At 55.6% G+C, this 26,342-nt stretch carries 20 protein-coding genes; 17 read left to right on the forward strand and 3 right to left on the reverse strand.

The window, feature by feature from the left end; genetic code table 11:
* Positions 1-10: 10 nt before the first annotated feature.
* Together focA and ycaO are read right to left on the reverse strand one after the other, a co-directional pair.
* Complete coding sequence (gene focA / locus LJA86_RS03115; RefSeq protein ID WP_008499974.1) at positions 11-868, reverse strand: formate transporter FocA; 858 nt, start codon at positions 866-868, stop codon at positions 11-13.
* Positions 869-1,274: 406 nt separating this feature from the next.
* Positions 1,275-3,035 carry a 30S ribosomal protein S12 methylthiotransferase accessory factor YcaO gene (ycaO, locus tag LJA86_RS03120; protein ID WP_045417297.1) on the reverse strand — a complete coding sequence of 587 codons (1,761 nt, stop codon included), beginning with the start codon at positions 3,033-3,035 and terminating at the stop codon, positions 1,275-1,277.
* Between the two features lie 127 nt (positions 3,036-3,162).
* Between ycaO and LJA86_RS03125 the strand changes: the two genes are divergently transcribed.
* The 13 genes from LJA86_RS03125 to LJA86_RS03185 all read left to right on the forward strand — a co-directional run bounded on the left by LJA86_RS03125 (position 3,163) and on the right by LJA86_RS03185 (position 18,088).
* Entirely contained in the window at positions 3,163-3,855 is a 693-nt protein-coding gene (locus tag LJA86_RS03125; RefSeq protein ID WP_045908389.1) for a DUF421 domain-containing protein, read from the forward strand.
* A gap of 162 nt (positions 3,856-4,017) precedes the next feature.
* Positions 4,018-5,106, forward strand: coding sequence for a 3-phosphoserine/phosphohydroxythreonine transaminase (gene serC, locus LJA86_RS03130; protein WP_045908388.1), 1,089 nt, complete (start codon positions 4,018-4,020; stop codon positions 5,104-5,106).
* Between the two features lie 69 nt (positions 5,107-5,175).
* Entirely contained in the window at positions 5,176-6,459 is a 1,284-nt protein-coding gene (gene aroA, locus LJA86_RS03135; RefSeq protein ID WP_045908387.1) for a 3-phosphoshikimate 1-carboxyvinyltransferase, read from the forward strand.
* A gap of 184 nt (positions 6,460-6,643) precedes the next feature.
* Positions 6,644-7,327 carry a (d)CMP kinase gene (gene cmk / locus LJA86_RS03140; protein ID WP_024907794.1) on the forward strand — a complete coding sequence of 228 codons (684 nt, stop codon included), beginning with the start codon at positions 6,644-6,646 and terminating at the stop codon, positions 7,325-7,327.
* Between the two features lie 111 nt (positions 7,328-7,438).
* Entirely contained in the window at positions 7,439-9,112 is a 1,674-nt protein-coding gene (rpsA, locus tag LJA86_RS03145; RefSeq protein ID WP_008499966.1) for a 30S ribosomal protein S1, read from the forward strand.
* Between the two features lie 170 nt (positions 9,113-9,282).
* Positions 9,283-9,570 (forward strand): integration host factor subunit beta, encoded by a 288-nt coding sequence (gene ihfB, locus LJA86_RS03150; RefSeq protein WP_008499965.1) that lies wholly within the window; start codon positions 9,283-9,285, stop codon positions 9,568-9,570.
* Between the two features lie 214 nt (positions 9,571-9,784).
* The gene (locus tag LJA86_RS03155; RefSeq protein ID WP_229225632.1) at positions 9,785-12,049 is read left to right on the forward strand and encodes a ComEC family protein; all 2,265 of its coding nucleotides are present in this window, start codon (positions 9,785-9,787) and stop codon (positions 12,047-12,049) included.
* 35 nt (positions 12,050-12,084) lie between these two features.
* On the forward strand, positions 12,085-13,833 hold the full coding sequence (gene msbA, locus LJA86_RS03160; protein ID WP_045908385.1) for a lipid A ABC transporter ATP-binding protein/permease MsbA: 1,749 nt from the start codon (positions 12,085-12,087) through the stop codon (positions 13,831-13,833).
* A complete protein-coding gene (gene lpxK, locus LJA86_RS03165; protein ID WP_111966982.1) occupies positions 13,830-14,807 on the forward strand; it encodes a tetraacyldisaccharide 4'-kinase in 978 nt (325 codons plus the stop codon). The genes msbA and lpxK overlap by 4 nt, the downstream gene beginning before the upstream one ends.
* Before the next feature lie 44 nt (positions 14,808-14,851).
* Positions 14,852-16,081 (forward strand): winged helix-turn-helix domain-containing protein, encoded by a 1,230-nt coding sequence (locus LJA86_RS03170; protein ID WP_229225633.1) that lies wholly within the window; start codon positions 14,852-14,854, stop codon positions 16,079-16,081.
* Between the two features lie 45 nt (positions 16,082-16,126).
* On the forward strand, positions 16,127-16,309 hold the full coding sequence (gene ycaR, locus LJA86_RS03175) for a protein YcaR (RefSeq protein WP_006174474.1): 183 nt from the start codon (positions 16,127-16,129) through the stop codon (positions 16,307-16,309).
* A complete protein-coding gene (gene kdsB / locus LJA86_RS03180) occupies positions 16,306-17,052 on the forward strand; it encodes a 3-deoxy-manno-octulosonate cytidylyltransferase (protein WP_008499959.1) in 747 nt (248 codons plus the stop codon). Before ycaR ends, kdsB begins: the two co-directional genes overlap by 4 nt.
* Before the next feature lie 142 nt (positions 17,053-17,194).
* Positions 17,195-18,088 (forward strand): YcbJ family phosphotransferase, encoded by an 894-nt coding sequence (locus LJA86_RS03185; protein ID WP_229225634.1) that lies wholly within the window; start codon positions 17,195-17,197, stop codon positions 18,086-18,088.
* Here the strand turns inward: LJA86_RS03185 and elyC are convergent.
* Positions 18,065-18,844, reverse strand: a complete 780-nt coding sequence (elyC, locus tag LJA86_RS03190) for an envelope biogenesis factor ElyC (protein WP_048027210.1) — start codon at positions 18,842-18,844, stop codon at positions 18,065-18,067. The genes LJA86_RS03185 and elyC overlap by 24 nt on opposite strands.
* 124 nt (positions 18,845-18,968) lie before the next feature.
* Between elyC and cmoM the strand changes: the two genes are divergently transcribed.
* Genes cmoM through mukB form a run of 4 tightly spaced genes read left to right on the forward strand, consistent with a single transcriptional unit; the run spans position 18,969 to position 26,210 of the window.
* Entirely contained in the window at positions 18,969-19,748 is a 780-nt protein-coding gene (cmoM, locus tag LJA86_RS03195) for a tRNA uridine 5-oxyacetic acid(34) methyltransferase CmoM (protein ID WP_032649174.1), read from the forward strand.
* A 3-nt stretch (positions 19,749-19,751) separates the two neighbouring features.
* On the forward strand, positions 19,752-21,074 hold the full coding sequence (mukF, locus tag LJA86_RS03200) for a chromosome partition protein MukF (RefSeq protein WP_008499955.1): 1,323 nt from the start codon (positions 19,752-19,754) through the stop codon (positions 21,072-21,074).
* Positions 21,055-21,759 (forward strand): chromosome partition protein MukE, encoded by a 705-nt coding sequence (gene mukE / locus LJA86_RS03205; protein ID WP_008499954.1) that lies wholly within the window; start codon positions 21,055-21,057, stop codon positions 21,757-21,759. Before mukF ends, mukE begins: the two co-directional genes overlap by 20 nt.
* Positions 21,759-26,210 carry a chromosome partition protein MukB gene (mukB, locus tag LJA86_RS03210; protein WP_229225635.1) on the forward strand — a complete coding sequence of 1,484 codons (4,452 nt, stop codon included), beginning with the start codon at positions 21,759-21,761 and terminating at the stop codon, positions 26,208-26,210. Before mukE ends, mukB begins: the two co-directional genes overlap by 1 nt.
* Positions 26,211-26,342 lie beyond the last annotated feature (132 nt).

Here is a 26,342-nt window from a genome sequence, read left to right on the forward strand (position 1 = left end):
GAGAAAACCATCAGTGATGATCGTCGCCACGCAGGTAAATGACCCAGTATGTCAACCCAACTAACAGACCCCCACCAATAATGTTCCCGATAGTGACAGGGATCAGGTTATCAGTAATGAAATTCATAATAGTCAGGTGAGAGAAACTTTCCGGGGATGAACCAACTGCGGTCCAGAACTCCGGGCTCGCAAAGTCGCGGATAACAATGCCCATTGGGATCATGAACATATTCGCGATACTGTGCTCAAAGCCGCTGGCAACAAACATCGCAACCGGCAGAACCATAATTAAGGCTTTGTCCATCAGGCTACGACCCGAGTAGCTCATCCATACAGCCAGGCAGACCATCAGGTTAGCGAGGATGCCGAGAGCAACGGCTTCGATAAATGTGTGGTGCATTTTGTGGTCGGCGGTTTGCAGGACGTTAAGGCCCCAGCCACCGTTGGCGGTCATGTACTCGCCAGAAAGCCACATCAACAAAACAAAGAGCAGACAGCCAACCAGGTTACCCACGTAAACATTAAGCCAGTTACGTGCCAGCTGACCCCAGGTAATTCTTCCGCTGGCCTTTGCCACGACAATCAGCACCGTTGAGGTGAAGAGGTCGGCGCCGCAAATGACGCAAAGAATCAGACCCAGTGAGAAACAAATGCCGCCAATCAGTTTGGCCATGCCGAAAGGCATTCCGGCAGTACCGGTGGTGGCGGTGATGTAGAAGACGAAAGCGATAGAGATGAACACACCAGCCGTGATCGCCAGATAGAACGTCTTCATCGGGTGTTTCGTTGCTTTATAGACACCTGCTTCTTCGGCAACTTTGGCCATCGCAGCAGGGAGTAAAAGATCAAAAGGGTTGTCAGCTTTCACACTAACTCTCTCTTTATTAAGTCGGCGACGAGATACTAACAAAGCATTATAGAAGAGAAATTGATATAGATCATATCTCGCCTGGCTTATAGGCCCGCAGTGTGTATGGATTTACAGCAAATGCGGAGTAAGTGTTTGATTATCCGTATAAAAATAAATTTTAAAAGTTATGAAAAGAGTTGAATTTTTTCGTTCAGCCACCTCTTTATCAGTTAATTAATATGGAGTATTAACCATAAAAAGTAACAGTAAAGCCCAGATCAATATTATTATATTTACCCGTGTTTAACTTTATTATTACAATCAACAATCATTGCCGAAGAAAATAAAAAACGGGGCAATGAAATTGCCCCGTAATATAGCCCAGACGATTGAATACGCCTACTGCTGGTAATGTTATATGCGCTTATTTTGACCAGTAAGCAGCTTTTGCTTTCTGCAGCTTTTCGTAGGCCTTCAGCAGTGACTGATGCGCCGGGAAGGCTTTCAGATCGCTATCAACAGCCTGCAGGCCATAGAACGGCGCTTCGCCGCTCAGGGCCGCGCTGGCTGCTTCAACGGCCTCAGCCCCGTACATACGCACGAAAGCATTCAGGTATTGCAGCGGTTCGCGATCCTCTTCCTGTGCAAGCAGCAGCAGGGTTTGCAGGCAACGGTAATAATTGGTGCGCTCGGCAGAGAAGACCGACTGGTTGAACTCCATGGTCCACTCGGTCCAGGCCAGGGCCTGATCCAGATCGCCACCCGCCAGAGCCAGCATTGCTTTCAGTTCACCGATACGCAGGGTATACCAGCCGTTATCTTTACCGGTCGCCAGACCCAGGAGTTCGCGTACGCGGGTGAAGTCATCGTGGCCTTCTTCGTCCAGTTGGGCGATCAGGTTCAGGTAATCTTCTTTCTCCCATTCACTGCCCGGCAGAGCCAGCAGCGTTTCGCGCAGATGGGCGCCCATGCTGTTGTTTGCCAGCCACAGGTCTTCCGCTGGATAGATATCAGACATGCCAGGCACGATGATGCGGCACGCGTAAACGCCCAGGTGCTCGTAATCGGCAATGTACACTTCCTGGTCTTCCGCGTTGAAGATCGCCATCAGCGTGGCGAACTCTTCTTCCGTGGTACCGGCGAAGCTCCAGTCCACGAACGGATAGTCCGCGTCCTGCTTGAACATATCCCAGGAAATTAAGCCGCTGGAATCGATGAAGTGGGTTTCGAGGTTGGTATGCTCGGCCACTTCTTCATCGTCAAACGTTGGCGGCGTAAACACGTCGAGATCTTTCAGGCTACGGCCCTGCAGCAGCTCAGTGACGGTACGCTCCAGCGCCACGCCGAAGTCCGGGTGCGCGCCGAAGGAGGCGAAGCAGGTACCGTTGGTCGGGTTAAACAGCACGACGCAGATCACCGGATACTTGCCGCCCAGCGAGCCGTCATACGCGAAGATTGGGAAACCTTCTGCTTCCAGTTTGGCGATGGATTCCACCACGCCCGGGTAGCGCGCCAGCACGTCTGCCGGAATTTCAGGCAGGCTGATGGATTCGGCAATAATGCGGTTTTTGATGTGACGCTCGAAGACTTCAGACAGACCCTGCACGCGCGCTTCATTGCGGGTGTTACCGGCGGACATGCCGTTAGACACATACAGGTTGCCGACGATGTTCATCGGGATATAGACGGTCTGCTCGTCAGACTGACGGGTAAAGGGCAGGGCGCAAATACCGCGATCGTCGTTTCCGGACTGCAGATCGATCAGCATGCTGGCGGTCAGTTCGTTTTCCGGATCGTAGAAAGCACGCAGACGCGCGTCGAGAATACCTTCCGGCAGTTCGTCGTCTTCCGTCAGTGGGAACCATTTTTCGTTCGGATAGTGAACGAACGGGCCGTTGGCGATGGTTTCGCCCAGCCAGAAGTCAGCGAAGAAATAGTTGGTGGACAGACGCTCAAAATACTCACCCAGCGCGGAGGCCAGTGCCGCTTTTTTCGTCGCGCCTTTACCGTTGGTAAAGCACAGGGCACAGTCTTTATCGCGAATATGCACGGACCAGACATGAGGCACCGGATTGAGCCAGGAGGCTTCTTCGATGTTAAAACCCAGGTCGGTCAGTTTCTGCTGGAAGCGAGCGATGGAATCTTCCAGAGCGGCGTCTTTGCCGGGGATAAACGTTTGAGTCATGGCGTTCACTTTTATCGTACGTAAAGCGCGCAATGATACGGGTTTTGCGTGACGGGTGCTATCTTCGGCGAAAATAAATGCCTGAGCTATGCTTACACTCAGTAACCTACTGTTAAGGCATAGAAAAATGAAAGCGTTTGATCTCCAGCGGATGGCGTTTGATAAAGTCCCTCCAGAGTTTTTAGGCGAAGTCGCGCTTCGCAGCCTGTATACCTTCGTCCTCGTCTTCCTGTTTCTCAAAATCACGGGCCGCCGTGGCGTACGGCAGATGTCGCTCTTTGAAGTGTTGATTATCCTGACGCTGGGTTCCGCGGCGGGGGATGTCGCCTTCTATGATGATGTGCCGATGGTGCCGGTCTTCATCGTTTTTGTCTCCCTGGCGCTGCTTTACCGGCTTGTCATGTGGCTGATGTCGAAAAGTGAAAAGCTGGAAGATCTGCTTGAAGGGAAGCCGGTCGTTATCGTCGAGGACGGTCAGTTGGCCTGGGAAAACGTTCAGAGCGCCAATATGACCGAGTTTGAGTTCTTTATGGAGCTACGCCTCAACAGCGTGGAACAGCTCGGGCAGGTGCGTCTGGCGATCATGGAAACCAACGGGCAGATTAGCGTCTATTACTATTCTGACGATGAGGTGAGGCCGGGACTGTGCATCCTGCCGGATATGCTGATCGAGCGTTTCAGAACCGTACCTGAGTCAGGCGAGTACGCCTGCGTGAGATGTAGCCATGTCGTCGCGATGCAGCCGGGGGATCGTCAATTATGCCCCCGCTGTGCAAATCCGGAATGGACGAAGGTTAGCCGGGCTAAACGCATCACCTGACAGCCATTTTGTCGGTTTTGTCCTGGCGAGGCGGCAGATTGTTTTGTGTGACGTGGGGCACATTTCACGGGTCATAAGTTTTAGACATTGCGGCGCGTGTCACTGAATGATAAAACCGATATCCACAGTTATAACTTATGGCTTTTAGCGTGGTGAGGGGAAATGGCTCAAGTCTTTAATTTCAGTTCAGGTCCGGCAATGTTACCGGCAGACGTGCTTAAACAGGCTCAACAGGAACTTTGTGACTGGAATGGTCTGGGAACGTCGGTGATGGAAATCAGCCACCGGGGTAAAGAGTTTATTCAGGTGGCGGAAGAGGCAGAAAAGGATTTTCGCGATCTGCTGAATATTCCCTCGAACTACAAAGTATTGTTCTGTCACGGCGGCGGGCGCGGCCAGTTTGCGGGCGTACCGCTGAACATCCTGGGCGATAAAACGACGGCAGACTACGTTGACGCAGGCTACTGGGCGGCCAGTGCGGTGAAAGAAGCGCACAAATACTGCACGCCGAATGTGATCGACGCCAAAGTGACCGTTGACGGCCTGCGCGCGGTGAAGCCAATGAGCGAGTGGCAGCTTTCTGATAACGCCGCGTATCTGCACTACTGCCCGAACGAAACCATTGACGGCATTGCCATCGACGAGACGCCAAACTTCGGCAGCGATGTCGTGGTTGCCGCTGACTTCTCCTCCACCATTCTGTCTGCGCCAATTGACGTTAGCCGTTATGGCGTGATCTACGCGGGCGCACAGAAAAATATCGGCCCTGCAGGCCTGACGATTGTTATCGTGCGTGAAGACCTGCTGGGTAAAGCACATACATCCTGCCCGTCGATTCTTGATTACACCGTGCTGAACGACAACGATTCTATGTTCAACACCCCACCGACGTTTGCCTGGTACCTCTCCGGCCTGGTCTTCAAATGGCTGAAGCAAAACGGCGGCGTGGCGCAGATGGACAAAGTGAATCAGCAGAAAGCCGAACTGCTGTATGGCGTGATCGACAAGAGCGATTTCTACCGCAACGATGTGGCGAAAGCTAACCGTTCCCGCATGAACGTGCCGTTCCAGCTGGCGGACAGCAACCTGGATAAAGTGTTCCTGGAAGAGTCCTTCGCGGCAGGCCTGCACGCGCTCAAAGGTCACCGTGTCGTGGGCGGCATGCGTGCCTCCATCTATAACGCGATGCCGCTGGAAGGCGTTAAAGCTCTGACCGATTTCATGATCGACTTCGAACGTCGCCACGGTTAATTGCGCTGTTTTCACCCCCGTAGCCCTGCTGCGGGGTTTTTATTATGTTGAGTTGAGAGTTAAGTTTTCATGGAATCCCTGACGTTACAACCTATCGCGCGGGTAGATGGCACCATTAATCTGCCTGGTTCAAAAAGTGTCTCGAACCGCGCTCTGCTGCTGGCAGCACTGGCAAACGGCACCACCGTCCTTACAAACCTGCTGGACAGCGATGACGTGCGCCATATGCTCAATGCGCTGAAAGCGTTGGGCGTTCATTACACTCTCTCCGACGATCGCACCCGCTGCGAAGTGACCGGCAACGGCGGCGCGCTGCAGACGGGTGAAGAGCTTGAGCTGTTTCTGGGCAACGCGGGTACCGCGATGCGTCCGCTGGCGGCGGCTCTGTGTCTTGGGCGCAACAACATTGTGCTGACCGGTGAGCCGCGCATGAAAGAGCGTCCAATTGGCCATCTGGTGGATGCCCTGCGTCAGGGCGGCGCGCAGATTGAGTATCTGGAGCAGGAAAATTATCCGCCACTGCGTCTGCGCGGGGGCTTTACCGGCGGTCACGTCGAGGTTGACGGCAGCGTTTCCAGCCAGTTCCTGACCGCGCTGCTGATGACCGCGCCGCTGGCACCGCAGGATACGGTAATTACGATTAAAGGCGAGCTGGTCTCCAAACCGTATATCGATATCACGCTGCACCTGATGAAAACCTTCGGCGTCGAGGTGGAAAACCAGTCTTATCAGCGCTTCGTGGTACGTGGGGCGCAGCAGTACCAGTCGCCGGGCAGCTATCTTGTTGAAGGCGACGCCTCGTCGGCTTCTTACTTCCTGGCGGCGGGCGCGATCAAAGGCGGTACCGTGAAGGTAACCGGTATTGGCCGCAACAGCGTGCAGGGCGATATCCGTTTTGCGGACGTGCTGGAGAAAATGGGCGCGGTTGTGACCTGGGGCGATGACTTCATCTCCTGTACCCGCGGCGAGCTGAAGGCCATCGACATGGACATGAACCATATTCCGGATGCGGCGATGACCATTGCCACAGCGGCGCTGTTTGCAAAAGGCACCACCACGCTGCGTAATATCTATAACTGGCGCGTAAAAGAAACCGACCGACTGTTCGCGATGGCGACTGAGCTGCGTAAGGTCGGCGCTGAGGTGGAAGAGGGCGAAGACTACATTCGCGTCACGCCTCCTGCAAAACTGCAGGTTGCCGAGATCGGAACCTACAACGATCACCGTATGGCGATGTGCTTCTCGCTGGTGGCGTTGTCAGACACGCCTGTCACCATTCTTGATCCAAAATGTACGGCGAAAACGTTCCCTGACTACTTCGAACAGCTGGCACGCATTAGCACGCTGGCCTGATAACGCCTGCCGCATCACCCGATGCGGCATTTCCTTACGCTTCCTGACGAACACTTCCGTTCATTTCTTCTACACTCTGCTTCAATCAATCCGTAATTTGCACGCAAAGGTAACAGTTGCGCACGTTGACGCGTATAATGCGCGGCGTTCATGTAAACGGTATGCCTTATTTAAGGAGAAAAAGATGACGGCAATTGCCCCGGTAATCACCATTGATGGGCCGAGTGGCGCAGGGAAAGGGACTCTGTGCAAAGCGATGGCGGAAGCGTTGCAATGGCATCTTTTAGATTCGGGAGCAATCTATCGCGTGCTGGCCCTGGCTGCGCTGCATCATCATGTGGACGTGGCGTCTGAAGAAGCGCTGGTTCCGCTGGCTGCGCATCTTGATGTGCGTTTCGTGTCGACCGATGGCAACCTGGAAGTCATCCTTGAAGGGGAAGACGTGAGCGGGGAAATTCGTACTCAGGAAGTGGCGAATGCGGCCTCCCAGGTAGCAGCCTTCCCGCGCGTTCGTGAGGCGCTGTTACGTCGTCAGCGCGCGTTTCGTGAAGCACCGGGCTTGATCGCAGACGGACGCGATATGGGAACCGTGGTATTCCCTGATGCACCTGTGAAAATTTTCCTTGACGCCTCTTCGGAAGAACGTGCTCAACGCCGCATGCTTCAGTTGCAGGAAAAGGGGTTTAGTGTTAACTTTGATCGCCTTTTATCCGAGATAAAAGAGCGCGATGACCGCGATCGTAACCGCGCCGTCGCCCCACTTGTTCCAGCAGAAGATGCATTAGTTCTGGATTCAACCAGTTTAACTATTGAGCAAGTGATTGAAAAAGCGCTACAATATGCGCGCCAAAAACTGGCACTCGCGTAATCGCGACCGATTTAGCAGTACCCCCGCTGCAAGGGATTGACGGCGGGTATGTGAAACAACCCCATCCGGCACGGAGCCAGGTGGACGTTAATATTAACCTGAAGATTAAACATGACTGAATCTTTTGCTCAACTGTTTGAAGAATCCTTAAAAGAAATCGAAACCCGCCCGGGTTCCATCGTTCGCGGTGTTGTTGTTGCTATCGACAAAGACGTAGTACTGGTTGACGCCGGTCTGAAATCTGAGTCCGCCATTCCGGCAGAGCAGTTCAAAAACGCCCAGGGCGAGCTGGAAATCCAGGTTGGCGACGAAGTTGACGTTGCTCTGGACGCAGTAGAAGACGGCTTCGGTGAAACCCTGCTTTCTCGTGAGAAAGCGAAACGTCACGAAGCATGGATCACGCTGGAAAAAGCTTACGAAGAAGCTGAAACTGTGGTCGGTGTTATCAACGGCAAAGTTAAAGGTGGCTTCACTGTTGAGCTGAATGGTATTCGTGCGTTCCTGCCAGGTTCTCTGGTAGACGTTCGTCCAGTTCGTGACACTCTGCACCTGGAAGGCAAAGAGCTTGAGTTCAAAGTAATCAAGCTGGACCAGAAGCGTAACAACGTTGTTGTTTCCCGTCGTGCCGTTATCGAATCCGAAAACAGCGCAGAACGCGATCAGCTGCTGGAAAACCTGCAGGAAGGCATGGAAGTCAAAGGTATCGTTAAGAACCTCACTGACTACGGCGCATTCGTTGACCTGGGCGGCGTTGATGGCCTGCTGCACATCACCGACATGGCGTGGAAACGCGTTAAGCACCCAAGCGAAATCGTGAACGTGGGCGACGAAATCACTGTTAAAGTGCTGAAGTTCGACCGTGAGCGTACTCGTGTATCCCTCGGCCTGAAACAGCTGGGCGAAGATCCATGGGTAGCTATCGCTAAGCGTTACCCAGAAGGTACTAAACTGACTGGTCGCGTAACCAACCTGACTGACTACGGCTGCTTCGTTGAAATCGAAGAAGGCGTTGAAGGTCTGGTGCACGTTTCCGAAATGGACTGGACCAACAAAAACATCCACCCATCCAAAGTTGTTAACGTTGGTGATGTAGTGGAAGTGATGGTTCTGGATATCGACGAAGAACGTCGTCGTATCTCCCTGGGCCTGAAGCAGTGCAAAAACAACCCATGGCAGCAGTTCGCGGAAACCCACAACAAGGGTGACCGTGTTGAAGGTAAAATCAAGTCTATCACTGACTTCGGTATCTTCATCGGCCTGGACGGCGGCATCGATGGCCTGGTTCACCTGTCTGACATCTCCTGGAACGTTGCAGGCGAAGAAGCAGTTCGTGAATACAAAAAAGGCGACGAAATCGCTGCAGTTGTTCTGCAGGTTGACGCAGAGCGTGAGCGTATCTCCTTGGGCGTTAAACAGCTCGCAGAAGATCCGTTCAACAACTGGGTTGCACTGAACAAGAAAGGCGCAATCGTAAACGGTAAAGTGACTGCAGTTGACGCTAAAGGCGCAACCGTAGAACTGGCTGACGGCGTTGAAGGTTACCTGCGCGCTTCTGAAGCTTCCCGTGACCGCGTTGAAGATGCCACTCTGGTTCTGAACGTAGGCGACGACGTTGAAGCTAAGTTCACCGGTGTTGACCGTAAGAACCGTGCAATCAGCCTGTCTGTTCGTGCTAAAGACGAAGCTGATGAGAAAGATGCAATCGCAACTGTTAACAAACAGGAAGATGCAAACTTCTCTAACAACGCAATGGCTGAAGCTTTCAAAGCAGCTAAAGGCGAGTAATATCAGGTTCTCAGCATCATGTGCGCTGTAATGCATTTACAGCGTGAAGGATGAGGAGCAAACTTGACAGATTACAGGATTCGTCCTGTAATCAATAACAAAGGGCGGCTACGGCCGCCCTTGTTTAATGAGCTGTTCAGCTAATTGGTTTGAAAGGAACCGGAGGAATCATGACCAAGTCAGAATTGATTGAAAGACTTGCCAGTCAGCAACCGCATATCCCTGCCAAAGCAGTGGAAGATGCCGTAAAAGAGATGCTGGAGCATATGGCCTCCACTCTTGCCCAGGGCGAGCGCATTGAAATCCGCGGTTTCGGTAGTTTTTCTCTGCACTATCGTGCTCCACGTACCGGGCGTAACCCGAAAACTGGCGATAAAGTCGAGCTGGAAGGTAAGTACGTTCCACACTTTAAGCCGGGTAAAGAACTGCGCGATCGCGCCAATATTTACGGCAACTGAGTTTAGCCAGCCGGTTAAACTGGGTTCGAAAGAAAGCACCTGCGGGTGCTTTTTTTGTACCTGTCGCTTTCTTTCTGAAGGTGCCCCGCATTTTCCGTTTCGTTTTCTGCAACCCGTTAAATACCTTGCTGCGCTTGCTGTAAATCGCATCCTTCACACCTGACGACCCGCTCACCCTGCATGCATACTGCCACCCTGAAACAGGGAGGTAGCAATGGGAATTCCCGCGCTTAGTGTCTGCGCCATGCTGGCGATAGTTCCGTTACTCTGGTTACCTGAATTGCCGTCACCTTACACCGTGTGGGTCATGGTGGCTGGCGGGATAGTGCTTGCTGCATGGCAAAACCGTCGAATGAAGTATGCTGGTATCACGCTGTTATTTTGTGCGTGGGGCATTCTGGCCGCGCAAGAGAGCGTCTGGCCGATGCAGCATTTAACAATGGGGGCCGTGCAGGCTGAGGTAGAGCTCACCGCGACCGACGGCGCCACTCTGCATCAGGGAAACATTCGCAGCGTCGATGGCAAGCGCTGGCGGGCCTCCACCGGTGTAACGCTGTATGGCAATTATCTGCCGCAGAAAGCCTGTGCCGGTCAGCGCTGGACCATGACGCTCAGGCTCAGGCCTGCACACGGCGAACTGAACGATGGCGGTTATGATGCTCAGCGCAGCGCTTTTGCCCGACATCAAACGCTGAGCGGGCGCTTCACCCGTGCGGAACTCGTCGACGGGCGCTGCAGCCTGCGTGCGCAATATCTGCTGTCGCTGCAAAACCGACTTTCTGCTTATCCATGGGGAGCGGTTATCCTGGGCCTTGGGATGGGGGAACGCCTGGATGTACCACGGGAAATAAAAGATCTGATGCGGGAAACCGGCACGCTGCATTTGATGGCGATTTCGGGTCTGCATATCGCACTGGCAGCCTCTCTCGTCTGGTTACTTGCACGTGGACTCCAGTTTTTATTACCCAGCCATCGGGTCCACTGGCAAATGCCTCTCCTTGCCGGGTTAATCTTTGCTGCTTTTTACGCCTGGCTTACCGGCCTGCAACCGCCTGCGCTGCGGACGGTCATCGCACTTGCTGTGCTTGCTATGTTGCGGATCGCTGGCCGTCAATGGTCTCCCTGGCAGGTATGGGGGTGTTGTATCGCGGCGATACTGTTAAACGATCCGTTAGCCGTACTTTCGCAGAGTCTGGCTTTGTCAGCCTTTGCCGTCGCCGCGCTGATTTTCTGGTTTCAGTGGCTGCCGCTTCCTGACTGGCAGCGGATAAGACGTATACGGCCGCTAGTGAACCTGATTTATCTGCAGGTTGGCATGTTGCTTCTGCTCATGCCGCTACAGGTTCTGATTTTCCATGGCTTCAGCCTCTCATCCCTGGTCGCGAATCTCTTTGCCGTGCCCCTGGTAACGTTTGTCTCTGTCCCGCTGATCCTGCTCGGTATGCTGCTCCATCTGCTACCGCTGGCAGCGGTTGAAAGTGCCATCTGGTTTGCTGCCGATAAGTCGCTTGCGGGACTCTTCTGGCTACTGATGCGCCTGCCTGATGGCTGGCAGAATGTCGATCAACGCTGGCAAACCATGGCATTACTGCCGTGGTTGATCATCATTGCCTGGCGTTTTCGTGCCTGGAAAACCGTTCCTGCCGTTTGTCTTGCAGGCAGCGTCTTACTGACGTTTCCCGTCTGGCGAGCGGCAAAAAGCGAGAGCTGGACGCTGCATATGCTGGACGTGGGGCAGGGGCTGGCCATGGTTATTGAAAGGCAGGGAAAAGCCATTCTTTATGATACCGGGCTCGCCTGGCCGGACGGAGACAGCGCGCAGCGGTTAATTATTCCCTGGCTTCGCTGGCATCACCTGCCGCCAGACGGGGTGATTCTCAGTCATGAACATCTTGACCATGCAGGAGGTCTCGTTTCTTTGCAAAAAGCATGGCCGGATATATGGATAAGAAGCCCGTTGCGCAGGACGGGACACCGTCCCTGTTTTCGTGGGCAGAAATGGGAATGGCAGGGGTTAACTTTCACCGTCCACTGGCCCCCTGAAAATTACCCGGCCCAGGGGAATAACCGTTCCTGCGTGGTAAAGGTGGACGACGGGGAGCAAAGTGTTCTGTTAACAGGAGATATTGAAGCGCAAGCGGAACAGGCTATGCTTAGCCATTACTGGCGCTATATGACGTCCACGTTGATACAGGTGCCCCATCATGGCAGCAATACCTCGTCTTCATTGCCGCTGGTACAGCGGGTGGGAGGACAGATTGCCCTGGATTCCGCGGCCCGCTATAACGCATGGCATTTCCCGTCGCCAAAAGTTGTCCGACGCTATCGAAAAGAGGGTTATATCTGGCACGATACCCCTCACTCAGGACAAATATCGGTGACATTCTCGCAACATCACTGGCAAATCCGGCGCTTGCGAGAGCAAATTTTACCACGTTGGTATCATCAGTGGTTTGGCGCGCCCGTCGATAACGGGTAGAATATGCGGCTATTTCAACAATGCTGGTTTTTTGAATGCATAACGACAAAGATCTCTCCACGTGGCAAACGTTCCGCCGACTCTGGCCGATGATTGCCCCTTTTAAAGCAGGCTTGATCGTGGCGGGTGTAGCGTTAATCCTCAACGCAGCCAGCGATACTTTTATGCTATCGCTTCTTAAACCGTTACTGGATGACGGTTTTGGTAAAACGGATCGCTCAGTGCTGCTATGGATGCCTCTGGTGGTTATCGGACTGATGATCTTACGCGGTATCACCAGCTATATCTCAAGCTACTGCATTTCCTGGGTATCCGGGAAAGTGGTGATGACCATGCGCCGTCGACTGTTCAGTCACATGATGGGCATGCCGGTTGCGTTCTTTGACAAGCAGTCAACCGGGACGCTGCTGTCGCGTATTACCTACGACTCCGAGCAGGTTGCTTCTTCCTCTTCCAGCGCGCTGATTACCGTTGTGCGCGAGGGCGCGTCGATCATCGGCCTGTTCGTGATGATGTTCTACTACAGCTGGCAGCTGTCGCTTATCCTTATCGTTCTGGCACCGGTGGTTTCCATTGCTATCCGCGTCGTGTCAAAGCGCTTCCGCAATATCAGTAAGAATATGCAGAACACGATGGGGCAGGTGACCACCAGCGCAGAGCAGATGCTGAAAGGGCATAAAGAAGTGCTGATTTTTGGTGGTCAGGACGTCGAAACCAAACGCTTTGATAAAGTCAGCAACAAAATGCGTCTGCAGGGAATGAAAATGGTCTCGGCCTCTTCCATCTCTGACCCGATTATTCAACTGATTGCTTCGCTGGCACTGGCGTTCGTCCTGTATGCAGCAAGCTTCCCGAGCGTCATGGAGACGCTGACGGCGGGTACCATTACCGTGGTCTTCTCCTCAATGATTGCCCTGATGCGTCCGCTGAAGTCACTGACGAACGTAAACGCCCAGTTCCAGCGTGGGATGGCCGCCTGCCAGACCCTGTTCAGCATTCTGGATTCCGAACAGGAAAAAGATGAAGGCAAACGCGTCATTGAGCGCGCGAACGGCGACGTTGAGTTCCGCAATGTGACCTTTACCTATCCTGGCCGCGAAACACCGGCTCTGCGCAATATCAACCTGACCATTCCAGCGGGGAAAACCGTTGCGCTGGTAGGCCGTTCTGGCTCGGGTAAATCGACCATTGCCAGCCTGATCACCCGTTTCTACGACATTGACGAAGGTGAAATTCTGTTAGACGGCCACGACCTGCGGGAGTATACCCTGCAGTCGCTGCGTAACCAGGTAGCGCTGGTCTCTCAGAACGTGCACCTTTTCAACGATACCGTGGCAAACAATATTGCCTATGCGCGTACTGAAGAGTACAGCCGCGAGCAGATTGAGAACGCCGCGCGTATGGCCTACGCGATGGACTTTATCAACAAGATGGATAACGGTCTGGATACCATCATCGGTGAGAACGGCGTACTGCTCTCCGGTGGGCAGCGTCAGCGTATCGCTATTGCCCGTGCGCTGCTGCGCGACAGCCCGATCCTGATCCTGGACGAAGCGACCTCTGCGCTGGATACGGAATCTGAACGCGCGATTCAGTCCGCGCTGGATGAGCTGCAAAAGAACCGTACCTCGCTGGTGATTGCGCACCGTCTGTCGACTATCGAGCAGGCTGATGAAATCGTCGTGGTTGAGGACGGTATCATTGTTGAGCGTGGAAGCCATGCTGACCTGCTGGAACACCGCGGCGTTTACGCTCAGCTTCATAAGATGCAGTTCGGCGAATGATTGCACGCATCTGGTCCGGGGAGTCCCCGCTGTGGCTGCTTCTTTTGCCGCTCTCCTGGCTCTACGGCCTGGTGAGCGGCATCATCCGCCTGCTTTATCGTCTGGGGGTGAAGCGGGCCTGGCGCGCGCCGGTGCCGGTTGTGGTTGTCGGTAATCTTACGGCGGGCGGCAACGGCAAAACGCCGGTGGTGATCTGGCTGGTGGAGCAGTTACAAAAACGCGGTATACGCCCGGGCGTGGTATCGCGCGGATATGGTGGTCAAGCGGCGCATTACCCGCTGTTGCTGACGGCGGAAACCACGACGGCTGAAGCGGGTGATGAACCGGTATTGATTTTCCAGCGTACCGGCGTACCGGTCGCGGTTTCCCCGGTGCGCAGCGATGCCGTACAGGCACTGCTTGCCGAACACGCGGTACAAATCATCATCACTGACGATGGTCTGCAGCATTACGCCCTGGCGCGTGATAAAGAGATTGTGGTCATCGACGGCGTTCGCCGTTTTGGTAACGGCTGGTGGTTACCTGCCGGGCCCATGCGCGAACGCGCTTCACGTCTGAAGTCTGTGGATGCGGTGATCGTGAACGGGGGTGAGGCGAAAACGGGTGAAATCCCGATGCACCTGCAGCCGGGTCTGGCAATCAACCTGGTGACGGGGGAACGCCGGTCGGTTTCAGAGTTGCCTTCACTGGTAGCGATGGCGGGCATTGGTCATCCGCCGCGCTTCTTCGCGACGCTGGAACAGTGTGGTGCCCGGCTGGAAAAACGCGTTCCGCTGGCCGACCATCAGGCGCTGGTGGAAGGGCAGGTAGACGCCCTGACCGCACCCGGGCAGTCGCTGATCATGACCGAAAAAGATGCGGTGAAATGCCGCGCCTTTGCGAAAGATAACTGGTGGTATCTGCCGGTTGACGCCGAACTCAGCGGTGAGCAGCCGGAACATTTGCTCAAGGAACTGATTGCGTTGGTGCACTAAAGGCTTACGCGGTTCTGGTGACGCTTTGACTGACAGGAAAACGCATGTCTCTACCGCAACTCTCGCTTTCAGCCGCACGTAATCTCCACCTGGCCGCGCAGGGGCTGCTCAAAAAGCCCCGCCGCCGCGCGCAGCCTGCCGATATCCTCTCTACCGTACAGCGCATGTCGCTCCTCCAGATCGACACCATTAATATTGTGGCCCGCAGCCCTTACCTGGTGCTGTTTAGCCGCCTGGGGAGTTATCCTTCCCAGTGGCTGGATGAGGCGCTCAGCAAGGGGGAGTTGATGGAGTATTGGGCGCATGAAGCCTGCTTCCTTCCTCGCAGCGATTTTGCCCTGGTGCGTCACCGTATGCTTGCGCCGGAAAAGATGGGCTGGAAATACCGACAGGCCTGGATGCAGGAACATGCGGCTGAAATAGAGCAGCTCATCGCGCATATTCAGGAAAACGGCCCTGTACGCTCCGCCGATTTTGAACACCCGCGCAAGGGGACAAGCGGCTGGTGGGAGTGGAAACCGCACAAACGTCATCTCGAAGGGTTATTTACCTCTGGGAAAGTCATGGTGATTGAGCGGCGTAACTTTCAGCGCGTCTACGATCTGACGCATCGCGTGATGCCGCACTGGGACGACGAGCGCGACCTGCTTACCCAGGAGGCGGCCGAGGCCATTATGCTGGAGAACAGCGCCCGCAGTCTGGGGATTTTTCGCGCGCAGTGGCTGGCAGATTATTATCGCCTGCGCCAGCCTGTGCTGAAACCGCTGCTGGACATGTGGCAACACGAGCAGCGCGTTATTTCCGTTACCGTGGAAACACTGGGCGAAATGTGGCTGCATGCGGATCTCCTTCCGCTATTGCCGCAGGCTCTGGAGGGGAAACTTCAGGCAACCCACAGCGCGGTATTGTCGCCTTTCGACCCGGTCGTCTGGGACAGAAAACGCGCCGAGCAGCTCTTTGATTTCAGCTACCGGCTGGAATGTTATACCCCGGCCCCAAAGCGCCAGTATGGCTACTTTGTTTTACCGCTGCTGCATAAGGGACAGCTGGTCGGGCGCATGGATGCCAAAATGCACCGCAAGACCGGCACGCTTGAAATCATTGCGCTTTATCTGCAAGAGGGCGTCAGGGTGACGGCGAGCCTGGAAAAAGGATTAACGTCCGTCATTAGCGAATTCGCGCGCTGGCAGGGTGCCGACGACGTGACGCTGGGCAGGGTACCTGATGGATTGTTTACATCCTGTCGAAGTGGCTGGGAAACAGGCACGCCCTGAAAAGGGAATGTGTTAAGCTTTAGCGATTACCCATACGGAGGAACTATGGATCACCGTTTACTTGAAATTATTGCCTGCCCGGTATGCAACGGCAAACTGTACTACAGCCAGGACAAACAAGAGCTCATTTGCAAGCTGGATAGTCTGGCTTTCCCGCTGCGTGACGGTATTCCGGTATTGCTGGAAAATGAAGCCCGTTCCCTGGTGGCAGAAGAGAGCAAGCCATGAGTTTTGTCGTCATTATTCCTGCTCGTTATGCCTCAACGCGTCTGCCGGGTAAACCGCTGGTGGATATTAACGGCAAGCCGATGATTGTGCATGTCCTCGAGCGCGCGCGTGAATCGGGTGCTGACCGCGTGATTGTTGCCACCGACCATCCGGATGTCGCTCGTGCGGTTGAGGCCGCAGGCGGAGAGGTGTGCATGACTCGCGCCGATCACCAGTCCGGCACCGAACGTCTGGCGGAAGTGGTTGAGAAATGCGGTTTCAGTGATGATACGGTCATCGTAAACGTGCAGGGTGACGAGCCGATGATCCCCGCGGTCATTATCCGTCAGGTGGCCGAAAACCTGGCGCAGCGTCAGGTCGGAATGGCGACGCTGGCGGTACCCATTCATCATGCAGAAGAAGCTTTCAACCCGAATGCGGTGAAGGTCGTCATGGATGCGGAAGGCTATGCGCTTTATTTCTCCCGCGCCACGATCCCGTGGGATCGCGATCGCTTTGCGCTCTCTAAAGAGACCATCGGTGATACCTTCCTGCGTCATATTGGGATCTACGGCTATCGCGCGGGCTTTATTCGCCGCTATGTGGCCTGGGCGCCGAGCCCGCTGGAGCATATCGAAATGCTGGAGCAGCTTCGCGTGCTCTGGTACGGCGAGAAAATTCACGTTGCCGTTGCTGAGGAAGTCCCCGGCACGGGCGTAGACACCCCTGAAGATCTTGAGCGCGTTCGCGCCGAATTGCGTTAATCTTACCGGCATCTCTCCGCAGGGAGGGATGCACTCTCCGCTTTATTTTTCACTTTCTTTTTCCTGATTGATCTCTTCCGGGTGACATCTTCATTAAGGACGCTCATTATAAAAGCAGTAGTCTTAATGGGGGTAATCTCATATGGAACAGCTGCGTGCCGAACTTAGCCATCTGCTGGGTGAAAAGTTAAGCCGGGTCGAATGCGTGAGTGAAAAAGCCGATACCGCGCTCTGGTCGCTTTACGACAGTCAGGGTAACCCGATGCCGCTAATGGCAAGAAGTTTCACGTCACCCGGCGTTGCCAGGCAGCTTGCATGGAAAATGTCGATGCTGGCGCGGGAGGGAACCGTGCGTATGCCGACGGTATATGGCGTGATGACCCATGAGGAACACCCCGGCCCGGACGTACTGCTGATTGAACGTTTACGCGGTGTGCCCGTTGAAGCGCCCGCGCGAACGCCGGAACGCTGGGAGCAGCTGAAAGATCAGATTGTCGAGGCGCTGCTGGCCTGGCACCGTCAGGATAGCCGTGGACTTGTCGGACCGGTTGACAGCACCCAGGAAAACCTCTGGCCGATGTGGTACCGCCAGCGGGTTGAAGTGCTGTGGGGAACGCTTAACCAGTTCAACAATACCGGTTTAACCATGCAGGACAAACGTATCCTGTTTCGTACCCGGGAGTGCTTACCGGCCTTGTTCGAAGGTTTTAATGACAACTGCGTGCTGATCCACGGCAATTTTACCCTGCGCAGCATGCTCAAAGACGCCCGCAGCGATCAGCTTCTGGCAATGGTGGGGCCGGGCATCATGCTCTGGGCACCGCGCGAATATGAGCTGTTCAGGCTCAGCGACAGCGGGGCGGCGGAAGGCTTACTGTGGCATTACCTTCAACGCGCCCCCGTTGCGGAAGCGTTTCTCTGGCGACGCTGGCTCTACCTGCTCTGGGACGAAGTCGCGCAGCTGGTGAACACCGGACGATTCAATCGCGCAAACTTCGATCTGGCAACAAAATCACTCTTGCCCTGGCTCGCCTGAGGATCCTTTCAGCCACTGCCAGAGGCGTCCGAGCGTCTCGTAGCCGACGCGGTCGCTATGCATCAGCCATACCGGGGAGGGGATCGCCCGTTCCCACGGGTTGAGCGGTGCGTCGATGGCCATCTGGTTTGCCGGTGCGGGAAGCGGGTGCAGGCCTTGCTTCTCAAAGAAAATCATCGCACGCGGCAGGTGTGAGGCGGAGGTCACCAGCAAGAACGGGGCATCGCCAATCGCCTGCTTCACTGCAGCAGCCTCTTCTTCGGTGTCTTTCGGGCTGTCCAGCGTGATGATCGAGGAACGCGGTACGCCGAGAGATTCCGCGACCCTGGCGCCCGCTTCAGCCGTACTCACCGGGTTCGTTTTCGCCGCCGCGCCGGTGAAGATCATTTTTGATCCCGGATTCGCCAGCCACAGGCGAATACCTTCGTTCAGCCGTGGCAGGCTGTTGTTGATCAGGTTTGAGCTCGGGGCCCAGTCAGGATCCCAGGTATATCCACCGCCCAGCACCACGATGTACGACACTTTCTGATTTCCCTGCCATGTTGGGTACCTGTTTTCGATGGGGCGTAACAGGCCATCCGCGACCGGTTGCAGGCTCAACAGCAATAAGACCAGCCAGCCGAGCGTGATAAGCGTTTTACCACTCTTCTGAAAGCGACTGAACCACACCAGCGCCAGCCCCAGCGCGATGATGATGAGCAGCAGCGGAAGGGGAAGCATCATCCCTCCAATGTATTTCTTAAGGGTAAAAAGCATCCTTTTTGGTTCCTTTTTTGACCATATAGCAGGTGATTGCCGGTGATATTACACCAGAGAGGTTCATTCTCCGCGCGGGTGTGACAAAATAGCGGTTTTGCAGTTAGCGAGTGGAACTCTCCCAATGCGGGATCGCAATTTTGATGACATCGCGGAAAAATTTTCGCGCAACATTTATGGCACCACGAAGGGGCAGCTTCGTCAGACGATCCTCTGGCAGGATCTGGACACCATTCTGGCTACGTTCGGTGGCCAAACGTTGCGCGTGCTGGACGCCGGTGGTGGTGAAGGGCAGACGGCCATAAAAATGGCTGAACGCGGTCATCACGTCACGCTTTGCGATCTTTCTGCTGAAATGGTCGCCCGCGCGACGCGTGCGGCAGAAGAGAAAGGTGTGAGCGACAACATGCATTTTATACAATGCGCCGCTCAGGACATCGCACAGCATTTGGAAACCCAGGTTGATCTGATATTGTTTCATGCGGTGCTGGAGTGGGTTGCCGATCCGCAAAGCGTGTTACAAACCCTGTGGTCTATGTTGCGCCCGGGCGGCACGCTGTCGCTGATGTTCTACAATGCTAACGGCTTCCTGATGCACAACATGGTTGCGGGAAACTTCGACTATGTTCAGGTCGGGATGCCTAAAAAGAAAAAGCGCACGCTTTCCCCGGACTATCCGCGCGATCCACAGCAGGTTTATGGCTGGCTGGAAGCGATTGGCTGGCAGATTGTCGGGAAGACGGGCGTCAGGGTGTTTCATGATTATCTGCGTGAAAAACACAAACAGCGTGACTGTTTTGACACCTTAACAGAATTGGAAACGCGGTATTGCCGTCAGGAGCCTTTTGTCAGCCTTGGCCGCTATATTCACGTCACCGCGCACAAGCCGCAGATGCAAGGATAACCTATGAGTGAATTTTCCCAGACAGTCCCCGAACTGGTTGCCTGGGCCAGGAAAAACGATTTCTCCATCTCGCTGCCGGTAGACAGACTCTCTTTCCTGCTGGCGGTCGCCACGCTGAACGGCGAGCGGCTGGATGGTGAAATGAGCGAGGGTGAACTGGTGGATGCGTTCCGCCACGTCAGTGATGCGTTTGAGCAAACCAGCGAAACCATTAGCGTCCGTGCCAACAACGCGATCAACGATATGGTGCGTCAACGTCTGCTGAACCGCTTTACCAGCGAGCAGGCGGAAGGAAACGCCATCTATCGCCTGACGCCACTGGGCATCGGCATCACCGATTATTATATCCGCCAGCGTGAATTTTCCACGCTGCGTCTTTCCATGCAGCTGTCGATCGTGGCGGGTGAGCTTAAGCGCGCCGCCGATGCGGCAGATGAAGACGGTGACGAATTCCACTGGCACCGAAACGTCTATGCACCGCTGAAATATTCGGTGGCGGAAATCTTCGACAGTATCGATCTGACCCAGCGCCTGATGGACGAACAGCAGCAGCAGGTGAAAGACGATATCGCACAGCTGCTGAATAAAGACTGGCGAGCGGCCATCTCCAGCTGTGAACTTTTGCTGTCAGAAACCTCCGGTACGCTGCGTGAGCTGCAGGATACGCTGGAAGCCGCAGGGGATAAGCTGCAGGCGAACCTGCTGCGCATCCAGGACGCGACGCTGGCGCACGACGATCTGCATTTTATCGATCGTTTAGTGTTCGACCTGCAGAGCAAACTGGACCGTATTATCAGCTGGGGCCAGCAGTCGATCGACCTGTGGATTGGCTATGACCGACACGTGCATAAATTTATCCGTACCGCGATCGATATGGATAAAAACCGCGTCTTTGCCCAGCGTCTGCGCCAGTCGGTGCAGACCTATTTCGATGCGCCGTGGGCGCTGACCTACGCCAATGCCGATCGTCTGCTGGATATGCGCGACGAAGAGATGGCGCTGCGCGATGAAGAGGTGACCGGTGAACTGCCGCCGGATCTCGAATACGAAGAATTTAACGAAATTCGCGAGCAGCTTGCGGCGATGATCGAAGAACAGCTCGCGGTCTATAAAACCAGACAAGCTCCGCTGGATCTTGGACTCGTGGTGCGCGACTATCTGGCGCAATATCCGCGCGCGCGCCACTTCGACGTTGCCCGCATTGTGGTAGACCAGGCGGTTCGCCTGGGTATCGCGCAAGCAGACTTCACCGGACTGCCGCCGAAGTGGCAGCCAATTAACGATTACGGAGCCAAGGTACAGGCGCATGTCATTGACAAATATTGAACAAGTGATGCCGGTTAAGCTGGCACAGGCGCTGGCGAATCCGTTATTTCCGGCGCTGGACAGCCAGCTGCGTGCCGGTCGTCACATTGGCTTAGACGAGCTGGATAATCACGCCTTTTTGATGGACTTCCAGGAGTACCTGGAAGAGTTTTACGCACGCTACAACGTGGAGCTTATCCGCGCGCCGGAAGGGTTTTTCTACCTGCGCCCGCGCTCCACGACGCTGATTCCGCGTTCCGTGCTCTCCGAGCTGGATATGATGGTCGGCAAAATTCTTTGCTACCTCTACCTCAGCCCGGAACGTCTGGCGAATGAAGGGATCTTCACCCAGCAGGAGCTTTACGACGAGCTGTTGACGCTGGCAGATGAGAGCAAGCTGCTCAAGCTGGTGAACAACCGCTCCACAGGGTCGGATCTTGACCGTCAGAAATTACAGGAAAAGGTTCGCTCTTCCCTGAACCGTCTGCGTCGTCTGGGGATGGTCTGGTTTATGGGTCACGACAGCAGCAAATTCCGCATTACGGAATCTGTCTTCCGCTTCGGCGCCGACGTGCGTGCGGGCGATGACGCGCGTGAAGCGCAGCTTCGCATGATCCGCGACGGTGAAGCGATGCCGGTGGAAAACCATTTGCAGCTCAATGATGAGCATGAAGAGAATCTGCCGGATAGCGGGGAGGAAGAGTAATGATTGAACGCGGTAAATTTCGCTCACTGACGCTGATTAACTGGAACGGCTTCTTTGCCCGAACGTTCGATCTGGATGAGCTGGTCACGACGCTCTCCGGCGGTAACGGGGCGGGTAAATCCACCACCATGGCGGCCTTTGTCACGGCGCTGATCCCTGACCTGACGCTGCTTCACTTCCGTAACACCACTGAAGCGGGTGCCACAAGCGGCTCCCGTGACAAAGGTCTGCACGGGAAGCTGAAGGCCGGCGTCTGCTATTCGGTTCTGGACGTCATTAACTCCCGCCATCGGCGCGTGGTGGTGGGCGTACGCCTGCAGCAGGTTGCCGGTCGCGATCGTAAAGTCGATATTAAACCGTTCGCCATCCAGGGGCTGCCAACGTCCATGCAGCCAACGGCGCTGCTGACGGAAACCCTGAACGAACGCCAGGCGCGCGTGCTGACGCTCCAGGAGCTGAAAGATAAGCTCGAAGCGATCGAAGGCGTGCAGTTCAAGCAGTTCAACTCGATTACCGACTACCACTCGTTAATGTTCGATCTGGGCGTGGTGGCGCGTCGTCTGCGCACGGCATCAGACCGCAGCAAATACTATCGCCTGATTGAAGCGTCCCTGTACGGCGGTATCTCCAGCGCCATTACCCGCTCCCTGCGCGACTACCTGCTGCCGGAAAACAGCGGCGTGCGTAAGGCCTTCCAGGATATGGAAGCGGCGCTGCGTGAAAACCGCATGACGCTGGAAGCGATTCGCGTTACCCAGTCTGACCGTGACCTGTTTAAACACCTGATCAGCGAAGCCACCAACTACGTGGCGGCGGACTACATGCGCCACGCCAACGAGCGCCGCGTCCACCTCGATCAGGCATTAGAATATCGCCGCGAGCTGTTTACCTCCCGTAAACAGCTGGTGGCCGAGCAGTACAAGCACGTCGAAATGGCGCGCGAGCTCGGTGAGCACAACGGTGCCGAGGGCGACCTGGAAGCCGACTACCAGGCCGCCAGCGATCACCTGAACCTGGTGCAAACTGCGCTCCGTCAGCAGGAAAAAATCGAGCGCTATGAAGCGGACCTCGACGAGCTGCAGATCCGTCTCGAAGAGCAAAATGAAGTGGTGGCCGAAGCCGCCGAGATGCAGGAAGAGAACGAAGCCCGCGCCGAAGCGGCCGAGCTGGAAGTGGATGAGCTGAAAAGCCAGCTTGCCGATTACCAGCAGGCGCTGGACGTGCAGCAGACGCGTGCGATCCAGTACACCCAGGCACTGCAGGCATTACAGCGCGCGAAAGAGCTGTGCCATCTGCCTGACCTGACGCCGGAAAGCGCCGACGAGTGGCTGGATACCTTCCAGGCCAAAGAGCAGGAAGCCACTGAGAAACTGCTGTCCCTCGAACAGAAAATGAGCGTTGCGCAAACGGCGCACAGCCAGTTTGAGCAGGCTTATCAGCTAGTTGTGGCGATTAACGGCCCGCTGGCGCGTAACGAAGCCTGGGACGTTGCCCGTGAACTGCTGCGCGACGGCGTGAACCAGCGCCATCTGGCCGAGCAGGTTCAGCCGCTGCGTATGCGTCTGAACGAGCTGGAACAGCGCCTGCGCGAGCAGCAGGAAGCCGAGCGTCTGCTGGCGGAATTCTGCAAACGTCAGGGCAAAAATTACGATTTTGACGAGCTTGAGGCCCTGCATCAGGAACTCGAGGCGCGTATCGCTGCGCTTTCAGACACGGTCTCCAGCGCCAGCGAACAGCGTATGACCCTGCGTCAGGAGCTGGAACAGCTGCAGTCCCGTTCGCAAGCGCTTCTGCAGCGTGCACCGGTCTGGCTGGCGGCCCAGAGTAGCCTTAACCAGCTCAGCGAACAGTGCGGCGAGCAGTTTGAATCCAGTCAGGAAGTGACCGAATACCTGCAGCAACTGCTGGAGCGCGAGCGCGAAGCCATTGTTGAGCGTGATGAAGTCGGCACGCGCAAGCGTGAAGTCGACGAAGAAATTGAACGCTTAAGCCAGCCGGGCGGTGCGGAAGACCCGCGTCTCAATGCCCTGGCGGAGCGTTTTGGCGGCGTGCTGCTGTCCGAGATTTACGACGATGTCGGTCTGGACGATGCGCCATACTTCTCCGCGCTGTACGGTCCATCCCGTAATGCGATTGTGGTGCCGGATCTGTCGCTGATTTCTGAGCAGCTTGCCGGCCTGGAAGATTGTCCGGAAGATCTCTACCTGATCGAAGGGGATCCGCAGTCGTTCGATGACAGCGTATTCAGCGTCGACGAACTGGAAAAAGCGGTGGTGGTGAAAATCGCTGACCGTCAGTGGCGCTATTCCCGCTTCCCTGAGCTGCCGCTGTTTGGCCGCGCCGCGCGCGAAAGCCGCATCGAAAGCCTGCACGCCGAGCGTGAAACGCTATCTGAACGTTTTGCGACGCTGTCGTTTGACGTGCAGAAAACCCAGCGCCTGCATCAGGCGTTTAGCCGCTTTATCGGCAGCCATCTGGCCGTGGCCTTTGAAGCTGATCCGGAAGCGGAAATTCGCAAGCTCAATACCCGTCGCGGCGAGCTGGAGCGGGCGATTGCCAGTCATGAAAGCGACAACCAGCAGAGCCGCGTCCAGTTCGAGCAGGCGAAAGAGGGCGTCGCGGCTCTTAACCGCATTCTGCCGCGCCTGAATCTGCTGGCGGATGACACCCTGGCCGATCGCGTGGACGAGATCCAGGAGCGCCTGGATGAAGCGCAGGAAGCCGCGCGCTTCGTGCAGCAGCACGGCAATCAGCTGGCGAAGCTGGAGCCGGTTGTCTCTGTCCTGCAGAGCGACCCGGAACAGTTTGAGCAGTTGAAAGAAGACTATGCCTGGTCGCAGCAGGTGCAGCGCGAGGCGCGTCAGCAGGCGTTCGCCCTGACGGAGGTGGTGCAGCGTCGCGCCCACTTCGGCTACTCCGATTCGGCAGAAATGCTGAGCGGTAACAGCGATCTGAATGAAAAGCTGCGTCAGCGCCTTGAGCAGGCGGAAGCGGAACGTACCCGCGCCCGCGAAGCAATGCGCAGCCATTCCGCTCAGCTGAACCAGTACAACCAGGTGCTGGCCTCGCTGAAAAGCTCCTTCGATACCAAGAAGGAGCTGTTAAACGACCTGCAGAAAGAGCTTCAGGACATAGGCGTTCGTGCCGACAGCGGGGCAGAGGAGCGCGCGCGCATTCGTCGTGACGAGCTGCATGCTCAGCTGAGCAACAACCGTGCGCGTCGCAATCAGCTGGAAAAAGCGCTGACCTTCTGCGAAGCAGAAATGGATAACCTGACCCGTCGCCTGCGCAAGCTGGAGCGCGACTACTTTGAGATGCGCGAGCAGGTCGTGACCGCGAAGGCGGGCTGGTGCGCGGTGATGCGCATGGTGAAAGACAATAACGTTGAGCGTCGCCTGCACCGTCGCGAGCTGGCATATCTTTCTGCCGATGAGCTGCGTTCCATGTCGGATAAGGCGTTGGGTGCTCTGCGTCTGGCGGTGGCGGATAACGAACACCTGCGCGATGTCCTGCGCATGTCCGAAGATCCGAAACGTCCTGAACGTAAAATCCAGTTCTTCGTGGCGGTTTACCAGCACCTGCGCGAACGTATTCGTCAGGACATCATTCGTACTGACGATCCGGTCGAGGCTATCGAACAGATGGAAATCGAGCTGGGTCGTCTGACGGAAGAGCTGACCTCCCGCGAGCAGAAGCTGGCAATCAGCTCCCGCAGCGTGGCGAACATCATTCGTAAAACCATTCAGCGCGAGCAGAACCGTATTCGCCAGCTCAACCAGGGTCTGCAGAGCGTGTCGTTTGGCCAGGTGAACAGCGTGCGCCTCAACGTTAACGTGCGCGAAGCGCATGCCACCCTGCTGGAAGTGCTGTCTGAGCAGCACGAACAGCATCAGGATCTGTTCAACAGTAACCGTCTGACCTTCTCTGAAGCGCTGGCGAAACTGTATCAACGCCTGAACCCGCAAATTGATATGGGTCAGCGTACGCCGCAAACCATCGGTGAAGAGCTGCTGGATTACCGTAACTACCTGGAAATGGAGGTAGAGGTAAACCGTGGTTCAGACGGCTGGCTGCGTGCGGAATCCGGAGCGCTCTCAACCGGTGAAGCGATCGGTACCGGTATGTCAATTCTGGTGATGGTGGTACAGAGCTGGGAAGACGAAGCGCGCCGCCTGCGCGGCAAAGATATCTCCCCATGCCGACTGCTGTTCCTGGATGAGGCGGCGCGTCTTGATGCGCGCTCCATTGCTACGCTGTTTGAGCTTTGCGAACGTCTCGATATGCAGCTCATCATTGCGGCACCAGAGAACATCAGTCCTGAAAAAGGGACAACCTACAAGCTGGTGCGTAAAGTGTTCCAGAACAGCGAACACGTCCACGTTGTGGGGCTGCGTGGCTTTGCGCCGCAGCCGCCAGAGTCACTGCCAGAAACCACGGCGGACGCTTCCTGACGCATTTTCCGATCCGAAGCGGCGCCCTGGCGCCGCTTTTTTTTTAAACTTAACTTGTGCTTAGGGCTGCGTTATCTTTAAACTTCTTTACATAAGGTAAGGCAACAGCTTAGCCGTCTACCTATAATGAAA

This window comes from Enterobacter sp. TCD1-1 (assembly GCF_020567405.1).
In the GTDB taxonomy this organism is placed as follows: Bacteria; Pseudomonadota; Gammaproteobacteria; order Enterobacterales; family Enterobacteriaceae; genus Enterobacter; species Enterobacter quasiroggenkampii.